At 71.2% G+C, this 18,203-nt stretch carries 15 protein-coding genes; 10 read left to right on the forward strand and 5 right to left on the reverse strand.

Annotated features, from left to right (window positions below; genetic code table 11):
- Positions 1 to 2: 2 nt before the first annotated feature.
- The 10 genes from GA0070612_RS18680 (at position 3) to GA0070612_RS18725 (ending at position 12,072) form a co-directional block, all read left to right on the forward strand.
- Positions 3 to 1,151, forward strand: a complete 1,149-nt coding sequence (locus GA0070612_RS18680) for an ADP-ribosylglycohydrolase family protein (RefSeq protein ID WP_088989074.1) — start codon at positions 3 to 5, stop codon at positions 1,149 to 1,151.
- Positions 1,148 to 2,512 (forward strand): ADP-ribosylglycohydrolase family protein, encoded by a 1,365-nt coding sequence (locus GA0070612_RS18685; protein WP_088989075.1) that lies wholly within the window; start codon positions 1,148 to 1,150, stop codon positions 2,510 to 2,512. The genes GA0070612_RS18680 and GA0070612_RS18685 overlap by 4 nt, the downstream gene beginning before the upstream one ends.
- Positions 2,509 to 3,447, forward strand: a complete 939-nt coding sequence (locus GA0070612_RS18690) for a ribokinase (protein WP_088989076.1) — start codon at positions 2,509 to 2,511, stop codon at positions 3,445 to 3,447. Before GA0070612_RS18685 ends, GA0070612_RS18690 begins: the two co-directional genes overlap by 4 nt.
- The gene (locus GA0070612_RS32565; RefSeq protein ID WP_088989077.1) at positions 3,444 to 5,402 is read left to right on the forward strand and encodes an SUMF1/EgtB/PvdO family nonheme iron enzyme; all 1,959 of its coding nucleotides are present in this window, start codon (positions 3,444 to 3,446) and stop codon (positions 5,400 to 5,402) included. The genes GA0070612_RS18690 and GA0070612_RS32565 overlap by 4 nt, the downstream gene beginning before the upstream one ends.
- Positions 5,399 to 6,586, forward strand: a complete 1,188-nt coding sequence (locus tag GA0070612_RS18700) for a CaiB/BaiF CoA transferase family protein (protein ID WP_088989078.1) — start codon at positions 5,399 to 5,401, stop codon at positions 6,584 to 6,586. The genes GA0070612_RS32565 and GA0070612_RS18700 overlap by 4 nt, the downstream gene beginning before the upstream one ends.
- Positions 6,586 to 7,407, forward strand: coding sequence for an HpcH/HpaI aldolase/citrate lyase family protein (locus tag GA0070612_RS18705; protein WP_088989079.1), 822 nt, complete (start codon positions 6,586 to 6,588; stop codon positions 7,405 to 7,407). Before GA0070612_RS18700 ends, GA0070612_RS18705 begins: the two co-directional genes overlap by 1 nt.
- A gap of 157 nt (positions 7,408 to 7,564) precedes the next feature.
- A complete protein-coding gene (locus tag GA0070612_RS18710; protein ID WP_088989080.1) occupies positions 7,565 to 9,781 on the forward strand; it encodes a tetratricopeptide repeat protein in 2,217 nt (738 codons plus the stop codon).
- Positions 9,771 to 10,631 (forward strand): glycosyltransferase family 2 protein, encoded by an 861-nt coding sequence (locus GA0070612_RS18715; protein ID WP_157742542.1) that lies wholly within the window; start codon positions 9,771 to 9,773, stop codon positions 10,629 to 10,631. Before GA0070612_RS18710 ends, GA0070612_RS18715 begins: the two co-directional genes overlap by 11 nt.
- Positions 10,628 to 11,419: an alpha/beta fold hydrolase gene (locus GA0070612_RS18720; protein ID WP_088989082.1), complete on the forward strand. Its 792-nt coding sequence runs from the start codon at positions 10,628 to 10,630 to the stop codon at positions 11,417 to 11,419. The genes GA0070612_RS18715 and GA0070612_RS18720 overlap by 4 nt, the downstream gene beginning before the upstream one ends.
- Positions 11,416 to 12,072 carry a DapH/DapD/GlmU-related protein gene (locus tag GA0070612_RS18725; RefSeq protein ID WP_088989083.1) on the forward strand — a complete coding sequence of 219 codons (657 nt, stop codon included), beginning with the start codon at positions 11,416 to 11,418 and terminating at the stop codon, positions 12,070 to 12,072. Before GA0070612_RS18720 ends, GA0070612_RS18725 begins: the two co-directional genes overlap by 4 nt.
- 40 nt (positions 12,073 to 12,112) lie before the next feature.
- On the opposite strand, the gene GA0070612_RS18730 is transcribed toward GA0070612_RS18725, so the two are convergent.
- The 5 genes from GA0070612_RS18730 to GA0070612_RS18750 form a co-directional block, all read right to left on the reverse strand.
- On the reverse strand, positions 12,113 to 12,736 hold the full coding sequence (locus GA0070612_RS18730; RefSeq protein ID WP_088989084.1) for a DUF305 domain-containing protein: 624 nt from the start codon (positions 12,734 to 12,736) through the stop codon (positions 12,113 to 12,115).
- 69 nt (positions 12,737 to 12,805) lie between these two features.
- Complete coding sequence (locus GA0070612_RS18735; RefSeq protein ID WP_088989085.1) at positions 12,806 to 13,780, reverse strand: DUF1996 domain-containing protein; 975 nt, start codon at positions 13,778 to 13,780, stop codon at positions 12,806 to 12,808.
- 248 nt (positions 13,781 to 14,028) lie between these two features.
- On the reverse strand, positions 14,029 to 14,685 hold the full coding sequence (locus GA0070612_RS18740; RefSeq protein ID WP_088989086.1) for a C39 family peptidase: 657 nt from the start codon (positions 14,683 to 14,685) through the stop codon (positions 14,029 to 14,031).
- A gap of 796 nt (positions 14,686 to 15,481) precedes the next feature.
- Positions 15,482 to 17,353 carry a Xaa-Pro dipeptidyl-peptidase gene (locus GA0070612_RS18745; protein WP_088989087.1) on the reverse strand — a complete coding sequence of 624 codons (1,872 nt, stop codon included), beginning with the start codon at positions 17,351 to 17,353 and terminating at the stop codon, positions 15,482 to 15,484.
- 126 nt (positions 17,354 to 17,479) lie between these two features.
- Entirely contained in the window at positions 17,480 to 18,016 is a 537-nt protein-coding gene (locus tag GA0070612_RS18750) for a helix-turn-helix domain-containing protein (RefSeq protein ID WP_088989088.1), read from the reverse strand.
- Between the last annotated feature and the right edge of the window lie 187 nt (positions 18,017 to 18,203).

The following is an 18,203-nucleotide window of genomic DNA, read 5'->3' on the forward strand; positions in this document are numbered from 1 at the left end:
ACATGTCACTCTTGCTCGACACATCGGTCGGTTGCCTGGTCGGCGCCGCTGTCGGAGACGCCCTGGGTGGGGCCACCGAGACGGCGCTGCCGGAGCAGATCCGCGCGCGCTTCGGCGGCTGGGTCGAGGGCATCGTGCCCCCGTACCACGCCGACTGGGCCACCGCGCGACCGCTCGCGCCGTACCACAAGGGCGACGGGCACCTCACCGACGACACGTTGATGACCCACGCCCTGGTCCGCGCGTACGCGGCCAAACGGGACCACCTCGACGCGTACGACGTGGTGGAGCTGTTGGTTCCCGACCTGATCGAGCGGGTGGTGTACATCCCCGACCTGGAGCGCGACGGGGTGACCTTCCACCGGCTCGCCGCTGCCGAGCGGTGGCTGGTCACCCGTCTGCACCACGCCCACGCCGATCCGCGGGAGGCCGGGGTCGGCAACATCGTGAACTGTGGCGCGGCCATGTACATGGCGCCGGTCGGCATCGTCAACGCGGGCGACCCGGCCGGGGCGTACGCCGAGGCGGTGGAGATCGCCGGTGCGCACCAGCACAGCTACGGGCGGGAGGCCGCCGCCGTCTTCGCGGCTTCGGTCGCGGCGGCGGCGACCCCCGGCGCGGGCGTCGAGGACGTCGTCGCCGCAGCCCTGGACCTGGCCCGCGACGGCACCCGCGCGGCCATCGACGCGGTGGTCAAGGAGGCCCGCGGCCACAGCGACTGGAAGCAGGCCATTCCGGCGCTGCGGGCCGCGGTCGCCCCCTACGACACGGTGGGGGAGGAGTACCGCAGTCCCGGGCTGGGCGCGCGGCGGCCCAGCCGTCTGCACGCCATCGAGGAGCTGCCGGTGGCCCTCGGCATGCTCGTGGTGGCCGACGGTGACTTCCGGGCGGCGGTGCTCGGGTCGGTCAACTACGGCCGGGACGCCGACTCGACAGCCACCATGGCCGCCGCCATCGCCGGGGCGCTGGGCGGCGCGGACGCGGTGCCGGCGGAGTGGTCCGAGGTGGTCGCCACCGCGTCGAAGACCGACCTGGTGGAGCCCGCCCGGGTCCTCGCGGCGGTGGCCGGCGAGGTCTTCGAGCGCGACCAGGCCCGGTTCGCCCGGCGGGCCGACCGCTTCGCCGCGCTGGCGCAGGAGTCGACCCGGTGAGGATCACCTGGGTGCAGCCGGAGGACCTGCTGCCGCACGAGTTGGCGGCCAGCCGGGACGAGGGACGCGACGTCGCCGCGCTCGCCGCGCGCTGGACGGCGGCCGGCGGGGACCTCACCCCGCCGGTCAGCGGGGCGTCGCCGACCCCGGCGGCGCCGGACCTGCGGGCGCTCGCGGTGGAGCTGCTGGACGCCGCCGACGCGCTGCCCACCGTCGACGCCGCCGACGAGCCGGACGACCTGGCCACGCTGCAAGCCGGCTGGCCGGCCGGCTGGTCGCTGCCGACCGAGGTGGCGTACGACCGACTGCACGGCGGGTGGCTGGGCCGCGCGGCCGGCTGCCTGCTCGGCAAGCCGGTGGAGAAGATCCCCCGCGAGGGCATCCGGGAGATCCTGGTCGCGACCGACAGGTGGCCGCTGCGCGACTGGTTCACCGCGAAGGGACTCCCGGCCGACGTCGCCGCCCGCTGGCCCTGGAACCGGCGCAGCGCGCCGACCAGCCTCGCCGAGAACATCGACGGGATGCCCGAGGACGACGACCTGAACTACCCGCTGCTGGCCCTGCGGGTGCTGGAGACGCGGGGGCGGAGTTTCACCAGCGCCGACGTGGCGCAGGCGTGGCTGGACTGGCTCCCCGGTGGACGGGTCTTCACCGCCGAGCGGGTCGCGTACCGCAACCTGCTCCTCGGGTACGCGCCGCCGCGCAGCGCCCGCCGGCACAACCCGTTCCGGGAGTGGATCGGCGCGCAGATCCGCACCGACGTGTACGGCTGGGTCAACCCCGGCCGGCCGGACCGCGCCGCCGAGCTGGCGTTGCGCGACGCCGCCGTCAGTCACGTCCGGGGCGGGGTGCACGGGGCGATCTGGGCGGCGGCCCTCTCCGCCGCCGCGCCGGTCGCGGCCACGATCGACGAGGTGCTGGACGCCGCCGAGGCGGTGCTGCCGCCGGGCAGCCGGTTCGCGGCCACGGTCCGCGAGGCCCGCGCCCTCGGCGCGGGGACCGACGACTGGGAGGCGGTCGTCGACGAGTTGTACGCCCGGCACGGCCACCTGCACTGGGTGCACGTGCGTAACAACGCGGCGCTGGTGGCCGCCGCCCTGGCGTACGGCCGGGGGGAGCTGGAGCGGTCCATCACCGCGGTGGTCAGCGGCGGCTGGGACACCGACTCCACCGGCGCGACAGTCGGCGCGGTGACCGGCGCGCTCACCGGTGCGTCCGGGCTGCCGGAGCGCTGGGTGGTGCCGCTGCGCAACCGGCTGGCCAGCAGCATCGGCGGCTTCGACGGGATCGGTTTCGACGAGTTGGCCCGGCGGACCCTCGCCCTGGCGGAACAGGGTGCGACGGAAGGGAGCGCGGCATGAGCGCACGCGTGGCGGTGGTGGGCAGCAGCAACCTGGACCTGGTGGTCACGACATCGCGGCTGCCCCGCCCCGGCGAGACGGTGCTCGGCGGGAACTTCCGGACCGTGCCCGGCGGCAAGGGCGCCAACCAGGCGGTCGCCGCCGCACGGGCCGGCGCGGCCTGCGACTTCGTTGGCGCGGTCGGCGACGACGAGTTCGGTTCGCAGCTGCGGACGAGTCTCGCCGGGGCGGGCGTGGACGTGCGGGGTCTGCGGACCGTCGCCGGCCCCTCCGGTGTGGCGTTGATCGGCGTCGACCGGGAGGCGGAGAACTTCATCGTGGTCGCGCCCGGGGCCAACGGCACGTTGACCGAGTTGGACGCCGACGACCGGGCCACGATTGCGGCAGCGGACGTGCTGCTGCTCCAACTGGAGGTGCCGCTGACCGCGGTGACCCAGGCGGCCGACTGGGCCCGGGCCGACGGCACCACTGTGGTGCTGAACGCCGCCCCCGCCGCGACGCTGCCCACCGCACTGCTCGACCTGGTCGACGTGCTGGTGGTCAACGAACACGAGGCCGCCGTCGTGGCCGGGATCTCCTCCGACGACCCGCCGGTGCTGCTCGACGCGCTGCTGGAGCTGGTGCCCCGGGTGGTGCTCACCCTCGGCGCGCGCGGCGCCGCGTACGCCGACCGGCGCGGCCTGCGTGTCGCGGTCCCGGCGCCGCAGATCGACGCGGTCGACACCACCGCCTCGGGTGACGCGTTCACCGGCGCGCTCGCCGTGGGCTGGGCCGAGCGCGGCGGCGCCGTCAGCGAGGACACCGTCACGGCGAGCCTGCGCTGGGCCTGTGCCGCCGGCGCGGCCTGCGCCCAGCGGCCCGGGGCGTCCACCGCCCTGCCCGACCGGCCGGCCATCGACGCCCTCTACGACGCGACCTACCGAGGTGCCCAGTGAGCTTCAACCCGTACGTCCCGCGCCCGATCGACCGGCCCACCGAGGTGCCGTTGGGCGGGCACGCCGACCTGAGCACGCTCGACGAGGCGAAGATCTTCGCCGCGCCGGGCGACCCGGCGGACTGGTCGGCCTGGCGGGAGCAGATCACCCGGTGGCGGGCCGACGCCCGGGAGCGGATCGGCTACGTCGGCGAGCACTACGACGAGATCACCGGCGACTGTTTCAGCGTCTGCCTGGCCTGGCTCTGGGACGAGACGCTCTACGACCACGAGCGCGGTGTCTTCACCGTCGACGGGTTCCTCGACGCGGCCGGCCGGGACTTCGGGGGCTTCGACGGGGTGGTGCTGTGGCACGCGTACCCGGTGATCGGCCTGGACGACCGTAACCAGTTCGACTGGTACCGGGACGTGCCGGAGCTGGCCGACGTGGTGCGCGCGTTCCAGGAACGCGGGGTGCGGGTCTTCGTCGACTACAACCCGTGGGACACCGGCACCCGGCGCGAGGCGGGCACCGACGCCGAGGAGGTCGCCGCGCTGGCCGGCAAGCTCGGCGTCGACGGGGTCTTCCTGGACACCCTCAAGGAGGGCGCCGGGGAGCTGCGCGCCGCGCTGGACGCGGTCCGCCCCGGCATGATCCTGGAGGGCGAGAGCCGGGTGCCGTTGGCCCGCATCGCCGACCACGCGATGTCCTGGGCGCAGTGGTTCGCCGACTCCGAGGTGCCCGGTGTGCTGCGGGCCAAGTGGTTCGAGCGGCGGCACGTGCTGCACCACACCCGGCGCTGGCACCGCGACCACCTCGACGAGCTGCACTCCGCCTGGCTCAACGGCGTCGGCGTGCTGGTCTGGGAGAGCGTCTTCGGCGTCTGGGTCGGCTGGAACGAGCGGGACCGGGCGGTGCTGCGGGCGATGCGCCGGGTGCAGAGCAGCCACGCCGCGTGGTTGCGCGCCGAGGACTGGGTGCCGCTCGCCGACCACCCCGGCCACTGCCAGGTGTACGCGTCCCGCTGGACGCACGACGACCAACCCCTGTGGACGGTGGTGAACCGGGGCGCGGACCACGACGGCCCGTGGCTGGTCGTCGACCCGAGCGCCGGGCGACACTTCGTCGACCTGGTCACCGGTGTCGAGCTGACCGTCACCGAGACCGCCGACGGTCGGCTCGCGGTGGGCGGCCCACTCCCGGCCGGGGCGATCGCGGCCGTCGCGCCCGGTGTCGCCGCCGCCTACCAGCACGAGCCGCCGACCGGCGACCCGGCCTTCCCGGCCCGTGAGGCGGTACGCGTGCGCACCCCGTGGGCGCCCCGGTTGGAGGTGCCGTCGGGCATGGTCGCCGTCGAGGGCGGCCGACGGGACCTCGTCGTCCGGCACCGGGTGCGGGAGACCGGGCTGTACGGCGAGGCGCCCTACGTCGACGAGTGGAAGCCGCTGCCGCCCCGACTGCACCACCCCGGCACCATGCGACGCAGCGTGAAACTCGGCCGGTTCGCCATCGCCGTGCGCGAGGTCACCCACGCCGAGTACGCCGAGTTCCTGCGCGCCAGCGGCTACCGCCCGGTGCGCCCCGAACGGTTCACGGCGGGCAGCGGACCGGCCGACGAGCCGGTGACCGGTGTGGAGTTGTCCGACGCGCGCGCGTACGCCGAGTGGGCCGGACTGCGACTGCCCACCGAGGACGAGTGGCAGGTCGCCGCCGAGGCGGGGCTGCTCGTCCGGCGCGAACCGCTGGTGTGGAACCTGACCGACAGCGAGCACTCCGACGGCCGAACCCGTTTCGCCATCCTCAAGGGTGGTGCCGCCTACCGGGCGGAGGGCTCCGACTGGTACCTCGACGGCGGCCCGCAACCGGCGGACGTCTCGGTGAAGCTGCTGCTCACCGGCGCCGGTCTCACCCGCTCCGACCAGGTCGGTTTCCGCTGCGCGGCCGACCTTCCCGAGACGACGGAGGTGATCCGGTGACCGCACCGCTGGACGGTGTCAAGGTCGTCGACCTGGCCACCCTGTTCGCCGGCCCACTCGCGGCGGCGTTCCTCGGTGACTTCGGCGCCGACGTGATCAAGGTGGAGCATCCGGTCAAGCCGGACCCGTCGCGGGGACACGGCCCGGCCCGCGACGGCGTGGGGCTCTGGTGGAAGGTCCTCGGCCGCAACAAGCGCACCGTGACCCTCAACCTGTCCGACCCGGACGGCGCCGCGTTGCTGCGCCGGCTGCTCGCCGACGCCGATGTGCTGGTGGAGAATTTCCGCCCCGGCACCCTGGAGCGGTGGGGGCTCGGCCCGGCCGAGCTGCACGCCGTCAACCCCCGGCTGGTGATCACCCGGATCAGCGGCTTCGGGCAGGTCGGCCCGTACGCTCGCCGGCCCGGGTTCGGCACGCTCGCCGAGGCGATGAGCGGTTTCGCGGCGGCCACCGGCGAACCGGACGGCCCGCCCACCCTGCCACCGTTCGGGCTGGCCGACTCGGTCACCGCGCTCGCCGCCGCGTACGCCGTGATGCTGGCCCTGCGGGCCCGGGACGTCACCGGCACCGGGCAGGTCGTGGACCTCGCCATCATCGAGCCGATCATGGCGATGCTCGGGCCGCAGATCACCTGGTACGACCAGATCGGCTACGTCCAGCCCCGGCTGGGGAACCGCTCCAACAACAACGCCCCACGCAACACCTACCGGTGCGCGGACGGCCGTTGGGTGGCGGTCTCCACCAGCGCGCAGAGCATCGCCGAGCGGGTGCTGCGGCTGGTGGGCCGACCCGAGCTCGTCGACGAGCCGTGGTTCGCCACCGGCAGCGGCCGGGCCGCGCACGCCGACGAGTTGGACTCCGCGGTGGGCGCCTGGGTCGCCCAACGGGACCGCGACGAGGTGGTGGCCGCGTTCGAGGAGGCGCAGGCGGCCGTCGCGCCCGTCTACGACGTACGGGACATCCTCGCCGACCCGCAGTACGCGGCGCTCGGCACCGTACGCACCGTGCCGGACGAGGAGTTGGGCGAGGTGCGGATGCAGAACGTGCCGTTCCGGCTCACCGAGACGCCGGGCGAGATCCGGCACGCCGGACGGCGACACGGTCAGGACACCGACGCGGTGTTCGGGGCGCTCGGCCTGACCGACGAGGAGTTGGCGGCGCTGCGCGAACGGGGCGTGCTCTGATGCTGCTGAGCTGGCTCTACGTGCCCGGTGACCGCCCGGACCGGTTCGCCAAGGCGGTCGCCTCGGGTGCCGACGCGGTCATCCTCGACCTGGAGGACGCCGTGGTCGCCGGGCGCAAGGCGTACGCCCGGGACGCCGTCGCCGAGTTCCTCGCCGACAGGCACCCCGTGCCCGTGCAGGTCCGGGTCAACGAGCTGACCGGCCCGGACGTCGACGCCGACCTGACGGCGGTGGCCGGCCGGCCCGGGTTGACCGGCCTACGACTGCCGAAGGTCGAGTCGGCCGCGACGGTGACGGCCCTCGGGGAGCGCATCGACGTACCCCTGCACCTGTTGATCGAGTCGGCGGTCGGGCTGGAGTCCGCGTACCCTATCGCCGCAGCCCACCCCGCGGTGGCCTCGATCGGCCTCGGTGAGGCCGACCTGCGCTCCGACCTGGGGGTGAGTGACGACGACGGGCTGCTCTGGGCGCGCGGCCGGGTGGTGGTCGCGGCCCGCGCGGCCGGCCTGACCCCACCGGCCATGGCGGTGTACGCCGACGTGGTGGACCTCGACGGTCTGTCCGCGTCGTGCGCGGTCGGGCGGCGGCTCGGGTTCCTCGGCCGCACGGCGATCCACCCGCGCCAGCTCCCGGTGATCGTCGAGGCCTTCCGTCCGGCCGAGCAGGAGGTGGCCCGCGCCGCCGAACTGCTGGCCGCGGTGGCGGACGCGGAGCTGCGGGACTCGGGGACGGTGGTCCTGCCCGACGGACGGTTCGCGGACCGGGCGATGGTGGCCGCCGCCCAGCGTGTCGTCGACCTGGCCGCGCGCTACGCCGCCTGACCCGTCGTGTCGACGGCTCGTCGTGTCGTCACGGAGCACAGTCGCGGTCTTACTTTGCGCTCACCCGGATGTTAGTTTGACCCCTACCATCCGGAGGGCCCAGCTGCCCGGCTGACGACGGAGGCGAAGAGGTGCTCGTACCGGCCCGGGCAGGCTGATGGAGAGCATCCTGCAGTCGTGGCCGGAGTGGGGGAGTTGGGTTCTGCTGACTCTCGGCGCCGCAGTGCTCGGAGCGGCCGGCACCCGGGTCAGCGACGCCGCGGTGAGCGGTATCGGGCAACTGTTCGGTCGTGCGCGGGTCGAGGTCTATTACATACCACTGCCGGTCCGCAACATTCTGATCGCGGAGAAGCGCCAGGTGGCGACGATTCGGCGGACCGTGCGGCGCTGTGCCGGGCTCTGCATCCTCACCGGAATGCCCGGCATCGGCAAGAGTCAGGCAGCTGTCCAGTACGCCCACCGACACCGGCGGCGCTATCAGATCGTATGGTGGATCAACGCCAGCAGCGCCGAGGACGTCGTATCCGGGTTCGGCCAACTCGCCGGAGCGGCCCGCCTCGTGCAACCGGACGACCCTCGCACACCCGTCGCGCTGGCCAACGACGTCAAGACCTGGCTGGAGGGTCGCCGGCGCTGGCTACTGATCTTCGACAACGCCCGGCACACCGACGTCCTGCTCTCGCTCATGCCCCGCCGGGTCCGCACCGGACACATCATCATCACCTCGAACAATCCTGTCTGGGACGACCACCAGAAGAGCGTGGTCGAGGCCGCGGTCCCGTCACTACAGGAGGGCTCGGCCTACCTCGTCGACCGCACGAAGAACCGCGACCTGGACGGGGCGAGGATGGTCGCCTCCGAGCTCGGCTGCCTGCCGTTGGCCCTCGACCAGGCGGCAAGTTACATCCGCGTCACGCACATCCCCTACCGGGACTATCTGGAGCATCTTCAGCAGTCAGCGCGGCACCTGATGGAGCGCTCGGCGATTCTCTCCGCCAGCCACTACAGCGTCATCCACTCATTGGACGCGGCAATCCAGGGTGCTGCCGCGATATCCCGCGACGCGCCAGCCGTCCTCGGGACCGCCTCCTACCTGGACAACTCCGCGGTTCCGCTCCAACTCCTCCGGGAAGCGACCAACCTGGACGCTCTTCGCTTCAGTGAGGCCGTCGCTGCCCTCAACCGATACTCGCTTATCTCGATGGCCCGTGGAGAGGATGTCATCTCGGTCCACTACCTCATCCAGACCCTCACCCGCGAAAGTCAACCCGAGGAGCGGGGACAGCAGTTGTTGGCCGCACTGCTCGGCGTCCTTGTGCGGCGATTCCCGGAGCGACCCTGGGATGTCACGGTCTGGCCGCGGGCGGCACCGATCTTCTCGCACATGCTCGCCGCCAGTCAGCACGGACGTCGTCTCGGCATGCGCAGCGAGGAGATGGGCGATGCTGCCCACGCGTGCGGGCGGTTCGCCTGGAGCATTGGCGAGCTGCCGGTAGCCGACGAGCTCTTCGTCGCCGCGTCGGACATCTACCTCGACGCGTCCGGCCGAGATCTGGGGCGCAAGGCTGCGGCAGCACTCAACGACCAGGCTGTTGTTCTCAGTGACTACGGTCGACCGCGCGAGGCTCTCCGGCTACACGCGCGGGCGCGGGCGATCTCGCGACAACTGGACGGCCCGGAGTCGGCTGTGTACGCCTGGGCGACGACCGGCGCGGCGTGCGCTCTACGGGATCTCGGGCACCCGCAACTGGCAATCGACCTGTTCGACGAGAGCACTGCGATCTACACCGCGATGTCACCGCCTCATCCCGACCTGTGGTGGGCCCGGTCGGGTCGGGCCGGTGCCCGTGCTGACCTTGAGGACTACCCCGCGGCTGTCGCCGAGCATTCGGCGGTGCTCGCCGATCGGCGGGCCGCGCTGGGCGAGCAACATCCGGAGGTCGCCCGCTCACACCATTCCGTAGCCTGGGCGTACTACGGTGATGGTCGATACCACGACTCCAGGGAGGCGTTCGTGTCCGCAGTACGGGCACGCGAGATGTCGCTCGGTCATGGTCACCTGCACACTGCCCGCAGTTGGACGGGCCTGGCGATCGCCGAGCAGGCGCTCGGGGACAGCGCAGCCGCGGTGCCGCTGCTGGAGAGTGCCGTGGCGCTGCAGACCCGCATGCTCGACGACCACCACCTAGACCTCGCCTGGACCCGTCTCGGGCTGGCGAGGCTGGCGATGTCGCGGGAGGAGCGGGATTCGGCCCGGGCGCTACTGCACGCCGCCAGCAGGACGGCCGCCGCAGCGCCTGGGCGCACGGCTCTCCTGCGGAGGGACATCGCCGCAGCCATGGGCGCGCTCGAGGGCGGGCAGCTTGAACACTAGCGTCATCGTCACCACCCATCACCTCGCCACCGACTGGGTCGAGACGGCACTTGCGAGCTTGTCGGCACAGACGGGCTGCCCGGCGTACGAGGTCATCGTCGTACGGGAGGACAGCCGTCGAGAACTGGACGGTGTGATCGCCGCGGTGTGCCCGGGTCTCGACGTCAGCATCATCAGGGCTCCGGACCGCACACCCGTCGGCGCGGCACGCAACATGGCTGCCGAGGCGGCGGCCGGCGAGGTGCTCTGCTTCCTCGACGGTGACGACGCCTATGAGCCCGACTGTGTGGCCACGGTCTCCGCCGGGTTCGCCGCGGCACCGGAGTACGACATCGTCTACGGCAACTCGCGTCGGTACGACCGATCGTTGCGCCACGTGCTGCGCGACATCGACAGCTCCGCCTACCACCGGCTCTACGAGCGCCATCACCTGGCGCCGTCGAACCCGCTGTTCCACTCGGTGTTCATCGGTCACCCGTTCGCGGTCCGTGCCTCCGCCTTCAAACGGATCGAGGGTTTCGACGAGACGAAGCCGTGCGCGGAGTTGACCGACTTCATGCTCAAGTCCCACGTGTCGGGAGCGGCCATAGGTCACGTCGATGCGTTTCTCTGCCGATACCGCGACAGCCCCAACGGGCTCTCCAAGCACGTCGCCCTGCACCGGGAGCGTTCGGAGTCGCTCCGTCGTTGGGCGGAGCGGGCGTTGCTCATGGAGATCAGGTCTGTCACCTGGCTTGGTCGGGTAGCTCCGTATCGCCACGCCCATTACCAGGTGACGACGGAGGATGGAGACCTCCTGCTCCCGTATCTGGATTACGACCGCATGACGCTACGAGAGGAAGTCCAATGACTGAGGAGCGCGTCGCCGCGAAGGACGGGCACGAGGTGCCGCTCGTCGTCGAAGAGGCCGAAGGGGCTGTCGGCGACGTCATTCTCTGTCACGGTCTGACGGCCGACAGGGACGAATACAGCGGCCTTTACGTCCGTGCGTCCGCCGCACTGCGGGCCGCTTCCTTCAACACGTTCCGGTTCGACTATCGAGGCCACGGTCGGAGTGACCTGCCGGCCGAACAGATGACCATCGCCGGTGAGACGGCGGATCTGAGTGCTGTCATGGATCTGGCCTGGAAACGCAACGCGCTGCCGCAGTACCTGCTCGCCACCAGCTTCGGCGCCGTGTCAGCCGTGCAACGCCTCACGTCCAGTGCCGATCACGTGCGAGGGCTTGTGCTGTGGAACCCGGTCATCGACGTCAGGTCGACCTTCGTCGACCCCGGTACGCCGTGGGCCCGGACGGCGATCAACGAGGCGTCGCGGCGGGAGTTGACGGCCGGTACCCGAGAACACGTGCCGCTGGATGGGTTTCTCCTCGGCTTCGAACTGGTGCGGGAGATGGAGCAGACCGACGTCACCGAAGATCTGCGTAACCTTCGGCTTCCCGTGCTTGCCGCACACGGCACCGCCGACCAGCTTGTGCCGTACAGATACACCCAGGTGGCGTTGGCCGACCGGCCGGGGGTGCGTCTGATCAGTCTGCCCGACGCCGGTCACGGCTTCCTCGACCACCAGAGCGACGTCCTGCGGGAGACGGTCGAGTTTCTCAGCGAGTTGGCACGAGACGAGCGAGGCGGGCAGTGACCGGTGAAAGCGTCGTCTATCCCAATGTCGAGTTGAGTGACGACGTCCGCGTCGGTAGCTGGAGCCTCCTGGGGGCGGCGCACCGGCGACTCTCGGTCGACCACAAGCACCACGACCCGGGGATCGATCAGCTCGAAAGGGTGACGATCGGAAGCAGGACGGTCATCGGCCATCACGTGACCGTCTACGAAGGTGTCGTCGTGGGGAACGACTGCTTCATCGACGACTACGTACGCGTCGGCAGCCGCACCACGATCGGCTCCGGAACCATGCTGCTGTACGGCGTCAAGATCTATGACCTGGTGGAAATCGGGTCGGACTGTCGCATCGCCGGCTTCGTTCCGACGCGGGTCCGGATGGGCGATCGCGTGACCATGATGGGCTCCATCGCCCACAAGTACAACCGTCCTCTGGACTGGTCGAGAGACGAGCCTTCGGCTGTCCTCGAGGATGACGTGATCGTCGGTATCGGCGCCACCATCGTCGGTGGCATCACCGTGGGGCGCGGATCGTACGTGGCAGCCGGAGCGATCCTGACCAAGTCGATTCCGCCCGGCTCGGTGGTCCTCAACACCAACGAGATCATGACCGAGGTGCAGTTTGAGGAGCGCAAGCGCATTCAGGCGGAAGTCGTCCAAGCGCCGCTGCGGTAGGCCCCCGCACCGGTAGGTCCGAGCGGTGTCGACCGCACCGTCAGCCGGGGTCGAGCCGGTCGAGCCGTGCGAGGTGGGCGTTGCCGTCCCGGACCACCGCCCCGGCCATCGCCGTGGTCGCCGGATGGGCACCGGCGTGCTGTTCCGCGCCGGCGATCCGAGCCGCCTGTGTGAGGTGCGCACGTAGGTGCCCGGCGAGCAGCCGGTGGAACGGCGACCCGGTGGCCGCCCGTAGCGCGGTCACCTGCTCGGCGGTGACCATGCCCGGCATGTCGTGACCCTCGTGCGGATTGGTCGTCGGCCCGCCGGCGACCGCCAGCAGCCGCCGGGCCCGGTCCAGGTCGGCGCGCTCGGTGGCCTCGACCTGGGCGACCAGACGTCGCCAGGCCGGGTCCGTGGTCCGCGCCGGCACGAGTTCGAGTACGGGCAGCAGGCGTTCGGCCATCGCCACCGTCAACTGGAGCCAGGCGATGTCGGTGGGGCTGAACGACCCCGGCGTACCCCTCGGTGCCGGCGCGACCGTCGGTGGCCGGGTCGGTGCCAGGTCGACCGCCGGCGGTTCGGTCGCGGCGGTGCTGGTCGGGTCGCGTGGTGGCTGCCCGGCACCGCAGCCGGCGACGAGCAGGACGGCGACGAGCGCTGTGGCTGCTGCTGATCGGCGCATCCGTCCTCCTTCCCGCCAGGGCGGCGGGCTCGGGTGACCGGGTCCGCCGCCCTGGTGTGCAACTGTCGCTCAGATCGGTCGGCCGTCGTGACCGCACTTGATGACGGGGCGGATGCAGTCCTGCACCCGGCGGGCCATCTCCGCCACCGGCCAGGCGTTGAAGAAGTCGCCGTGCATCGTGTAGCCCGGCCCGGACGCCAGCCGGAACCGCGACGGGTCGCCGGTGACCGGATACCGCAGGACCTGCCGCAACTTCGGCACGTGCACCGGGTGGGTGCTCGGGCAGGCCTGGTTGACCGGGTACGCGAGGTGGCTCTTGTGGTCCGGCGAGTCCAGGTCCCGGCCGTTCCAACACTGCGGGAAGTCCAGGTACGACTCCAGCATCGTGCCGGACGGGCAGTTCACGAAGTCCTTCGACGGCGGCACGTGACCGGCGTGCAGGCACGACCAACGGGCGATGCTGTCGTTCGGCCCGCTGGCCTTCGCGTTGCCGGCGACCAGCCGCAGGCCGAGGGGGAACGGCTGGGTGTTCGCGACGACGTCGGAGCGTACGCCCTCACCCAGGTAGTAGAACGTGGCGATCGCCGGCTCCACCGGCACATTGTCCCGGTACAGCGTCGGCACCCAGTAGGACGAGACGTCCACCCGCGGGTTGCACGTGGTGGGGGAGTTGACCAGGTCGGGGAGCGTGGTGCGGGCGTTCGTCACCGTACTGCCGAAGAAGCTGTGCATGTGCGAGGCCCCGGGCAGCCCGGGGAAGATGATCGGATCGTCCGGCAGTCGGTGACTGTAGGTGCAGTCGGCGGGGAACTCGGCGACCCGGATGACGTTGGTGCCGAAGTCGCCACCGGCCCGGTCGGGTGCGGCGTCGGCCCGGTCGGCTCTGGCCGAGGCGGCGTCGGCCCGGTCGGCTCTGCTCGGCGTGGCGTCGGCCTGGTCGGTGGCGGACACCAGGTACGTGCCGAGTAGCACCAGCAGGGCGCCGATAGCCGTGACGATGCGCAGTCGGCGGTGGGTGCCGGATAGGGGTGCGGCCCTGTCCATCTCGTGACTCCTGTCGGGAGGACGGGTCAGGGTCGGCTCCGACGCCGCCGCCGAAGACGTCGGGGATAGCCCTGGCCAGTTGTGGTGGCGGCCGGTTACGGCCGATGCGAGAGAGCGCTCTCAGCACTCACAAGCCTCACCGCAATGTCGAAACTTGTCAATACGTTGCGCAGTTGGTGGAAAACGACGACGAAGGGCCGGGCCCCGTGGTGGGGTCCGGCCCTTCGTCGTTGGTGTGCTGGTGGTGCTTAGCTGGTGGCGTAGCCGCGGGTGGCGATCCAGTCGGCGAGGTGCTCGACGCTCACCTGGTAGGAGGCCTGGTTCGGGTCGGCGGAGTCGGCGATGGTGACGGTGGTGCCGTTGTCGCGGTAGCCGACGACGCTGATGTAGTGCCCACCCTCGTAGGAGTGGCTCACCCCGTCGGTGTCGGTGCTGGTGCCGGCGATGTTGGCGACCACGGCCCGGCCGTCGTCGACGGTGCGCACGATGTCGGCGCGCAGGGTGTCGGTCTGCTTGGCGTCGGCGTCCGGGTGGGAGATCTCCACCGACCGGTAGGCGTTCGTGCCGGTCTCCTTGTTCAGCACCGGGGTGATGTCGTTGATGGAGTTCGTGCCGGCCTCGGTGGTGCCCATCTCCTTGGCCATGGCGTCCACGTTGATGTCCTTACCCTGCACGGACAGGGCGTTGCGGGTCGCGGCGGGCCCGCAGTAGTAGAAGTTCGGCTGGGCTTCGTAGCGCACACCCAACTCCCGCTCACCGCTCTTGCGGTCGGTCTGGGTCTGCGTCGCGGGCTTGCTGGTGTTCGGGGCGGCGAAGGCGGTGGTGACGGGTCCGGCGATGGCGCCGCCGGTGAAGGCGAGGCCGGCGGCGGTCAGGGCGGTCTTCCGAATCAGATCGGTACGCATGATGGCGTGCTCCTCTGCTTCATCGGGGGATACCGCACGACACGCGGGGGACGGCCGTGCGGGGAAAGCTCACCTGCCCGGCGGCCCTACGGGGCCGGCGTCGGGACAGATCACAACGGTTCGGGGCGGCGGATCATTCCGCCGGGCTCCTCGGCCCGTGCTGCTCAGCTGTGCGGCGGATGTAACAGGGTGCGGCGGCGGGTCATCATCCCGCCGAGCCGGAGGACGTAACCGAGTCCGGCAGCAAACTCATTCCGCCGGGCTCCCGGCCCGTTGTGCTCTGGGGGTGCAACCGGGGCGGCCTGCCGGGTGTTCCCGGCGGCTGCCGCTCACCACGACCAAACTCGCGGCCGTGCCAGGTATAACGACTCCGGGCCGGTCCGGATTCCGCCGCCCGGGTGACCGCAACCACCGGACAAACCTCGCATGGCGGTCGAACATCCCGGCTGGCGACGGTGCACCCGCCTTGATCCACTCGGGTTCGGCGAAATCGCGGTATCCCAGTGCCGGGGATACCCCAGCTTCGCCGAAACGGAGTGGATCAAGCTGGTAGGCGCGGTATCGCACGATCTGCGCCCACCATCAGGCGGAATCACCGCCACCGCGACGGGACGCGGGCGCATGCGACCGCGTGCTCGACGATCTCGTACTATCCCCGGAACTGCTGCCTCGTGGCGCCGTGAGGCAGCACCTTCCCGAATCCTGGCCGGGCGCAAACCCCGGGGCGGCCCCTGACGTGCTGGTGGGGCAGTCCGAGCGTCCCGGACTGCCCCACCAGGGTACGAACGCGACAGGCTCAGAAGCCGAGGACGCTCCGCCCACCGACCACCGGAAGACGCAGTTCGCTGTCGTTCGGCGCGACCCGCAGTTCGGTGCCGCCCAACGGCAGCAGCGTGTACTCCTGGTCGCTGGAGAAGACGATCACGCCGATCCGGTGCCCCGCCGGGAAGACGTAGTCCTTCGGTTCCATGGTCCACCGGTAGTCGTACATCTTGCCCTGCTTCACCGGGGTGGTCCGGGCGTCGCTGGTGCGGTTCTGCGGGTCCATCCAGCCCCGGGTCACCACTGTCGCCCCGGCCGGGCCGTAGTCGACCAGGTACGCGGTGAGGTTCGCGTCCGGCTTGTTGTCGATCGCCATCCGCAGTCGCATCTCGGGACGTCCGGAGATGCGGACGTGCTGCGTCAACTCGGGGGAGCGGTACGCGAGCCGGTTGGCGCTCGCGGTGTCCGGGTTGGACACCAGGGTGCCCGGGTGGATGGTCCGGCCCTCGTCGACGAAGCTCTGCTCGACCTTGCCCTTCGGCGGCTTGCCGGTGGTGAGGGTGCCCGGGGCGGTGGCGTCCGTGGCGGCGAACCGCAGCCCCACCTCACGGGCGGTGGGGTCGGGCCAGTTGGCGTACGTGGTGTAGGCCCGGTCCTCGCGCTGGAGCACGGCGGTCGGCTCGTCCATGATGCCGTTGCGCACGTTCCACAGCCAGAAGTCGAACCAGCGGTTCTCGGTCTGCTTGTACGTCCAGGTCTGCCCGCTGGGCAGGGTCACCGAGGCGCTGCTTCCCGGGCCGCCGTGGCCGCCCTGGTGCAGCCAGATCTTGCGGGGTACGTCGCGCTTGGCGAGCTGGTCCCACCAGCCGGCGAAGTGCTCGGTCTTCACGTTCCAGTCGTTGAGGCCGTGCACGACGAAGACGCTGGCCTCGACGTTGCGGGCGTCGAGGTAGTCGCGGTCGCGCCAGAACGGCGAGTAGTCGCCGGTGACCCGGTCCTGCTCCTCGGTGATTTTCGCGAGCTCGTCGGCGCACTGCCCTTCGGCACGGGCCTGCCCGGCGGTGTACTGGGCCAGGATGTCGAGGTCCTCGCCCTGGAACGTGCCGGGCGCGACCACCAGACCGTTGGCCCGGTAGTAGTCGTACCAGCTGCTGATCGCGGAGACCGGGACGATGGTCTTGAGTCCCTTGACACCGGTGGTGGCCACCTGGTTGGGCAGGGTGCCGTTGTAGGAGACGCCGGTCATGCCGACCGCGCCGGTGGTCCAGTCGGCGGTGACCGGGGCGCCGTTGGCGTCGTACCCCTTGGCCCGGCCGTTGAGCCAGTCGATGACCGCCTTGGTGCCCAGCGTCTCGGCCTGGTCGCCGCTGGTCGGGCAGCCGTCCGAGTCGCCGGTGCCGACGCTCTGGCCGAGCACCACCGCGTACCCGCGGGGCACGTAGTAGTCGTCCAGCGAACCGGGCAGGTTGGCCTTGGCCTGGGCCCGCTGCGCGCCGATGTCGAGCGCGCGGCGGCCGGAGCGGTCGGTCAGACCGTTCTGCGGCAGCTCGTCGACGAGCACGCTCGGGTACGGCACGTCACCCCAGGTGCCCTTGCGGTACGGGCTGTGCTCGAAGATGACCGGCACCGTGAAGCCGGTGGTGGCGGTCTCGCGCGGTCGGGAGATGTCGATCGCGACCCGGTCGAGCCGACCGTCGTGGTCGGTGTCCACGGGGGTCTGGACGAACACCCGCTCCTCGATGGCGTCGGCGAGCGAGAACACCGGTTGGGTCATGCCGTCGCTGACCACGATGCCGGTGGGCGTGGTGTCGGCGGGCGGTGCAGCCGTTGCGGTGGGGGCTGCGCTGAGCACCAGGGCGCCGGACACGCCGACGCTCAGGAGTGCTAGATGACGGGGTCGACGCACACGCGTCTCCCTTCGGTTGGGCCGGTCGCCGGGGGTCGGCACCGACCGATCTCGAAGATCCATTCGTCGACATGCTAGGACCGCGCCGACGTTCCGTCGATCCCCCCGGTCGTCCACCGTGGCCGGTCAGGGGGTCGGTGGCGTCACCGCGATGATCAGGTGGGCGTGTTCTCCGCTGGCGTTGCGGTAGAGGTGCGCCAGGCGCGAGTCGAAGGTGACCGACTCACCGGCGGTGAGGGTGTACGACTCGGCGCCGATCTGCGCGACGACCTCGCCGGTGACGACGATCGCGCACTCGGTGGACGGGTGTGCCCAGGGTTCCGCCGAGCTGGCGTCGCCGGGTGCGAGGTGGGCCTGGAGGACCTCCAGGTCGCCCCGGCCGGGGGTGAGTCGTTCGTAGGTGATCTGGCCGGGCGGCGCGGCCAGCCGGGTCCGGCTGCCGACGCGGCTGATGTGCACGGGTGGCGCCTCGGGCTCGGAGAACAGCTCCGCGATCGAGGTGTCGAAGACCTGGGCGAGCTTTCGCAGGGTCGCCAGGCTGGGGTCGGTCGCGCCGTTCTCGATCTGGCTGAGCAGGGCGGGGGACACGTCGGCGGCGGTGGCGAGCTGGCGCAGCGTGAGGGAGTGCTGCTGACGCAGGTCGCGGAGTCGGTCACCGAGCATGTGTCCTCGTTCCAAAAACAGTGTGGCTGAATCTTGATTGACCCGACTATACGGGTCTGTTTAGTATCGCTGAACAACAGGCGGCGACGTTCGACACCACTAGACAAGGCCGCGTCGAGACGAACCGGACGACGTCCCCGTCCGGCCTACATCCAACCCGAGACGACGCTTCCCGAGAACCCCGCGA

This window comes from Micromonospora chokoriensis (assembly GCF_900091505.1).
In the GTDB taxonomy this organism is placed as follows: Bacteria; Actinomycetota; Actinomycetes; order Mycobacteriales; family Micromonosporaceae; genus Micromonospora; species Micromonospora chokoriensis.

What these genes read in the sequence shown, in the direction of transcription:
- GA0070612_RS18680 (WP_088989074.1), top strand. Translation starts at nt 3, where the DNA reads ATGTCACTCTTGCTCGACACATCGGTCGGTTGCCTGGTCGGCGCCGCT.
- GA0070612_RS18690 (WP_088989076.1), top strand. Translation starts at nt 2,509, where the DNA reads ATGAGCGCACGCGTGGCGGTGGTGGGCAGCAGCAACCTGGACCTGGTG.
- GA0070612_RS18705 (WP_088989079.1), top strand. Translation starts at nt 6,586, where the DNA reads ATGCTGCTGAGCTGGCTCTACGTGCCCGGTGACCGCCCGGACCGGTTC.
- GA0070612_RS18710 (WP_088989080.1), top strand. Translation starts at nt 7,565, where the DNA reads ATGGAGAGCATCCTGCAGTCGTGGCCGGAGTGGGGGAGTTGGGTTCTG.
- GA0070612_RS18720 (WP_088989082.1), top strand. Translation starts at nt 10,628, where the DNA reads ATGACTGAGGAGCGCGTCGCCGCGAAGGACGGGCACGAGGTGCCGCTC.
- GA0070612_RS18730 (WP_088989084.1), bottom strand. Translation starts at nt 12,736, where the DNA reads ATGCGCCGATCAGCAGCAGCCACAGCGCTCGTCGCCGTCCTGCTCGTC.
- GA0070612_RS18735 (WP_088989085.1), bottom strand. Translation starts at nt 13,780, where the DNA reads ATGGACAGGGCCGCACCCCTATCCGGCACCCACCGCCGACTGCGCATC.
- GA0070612_RS18740 (WP_088989086.1), bottom strand. Translation starts at nt 14,685, where the DNA reads ATGCGTACCGATCTGATTCGGAAGACCGCCCTGACCGCCGCCGGCCTC.
- GA0070612_RS18750 (WP_088989088.1), bottom strand. Translation starts at nt 18,016, where the DNA reads ATGCTCGGTGACCGACTCCGCGACCTGCGTCAGCAGCACTCCCTCACG.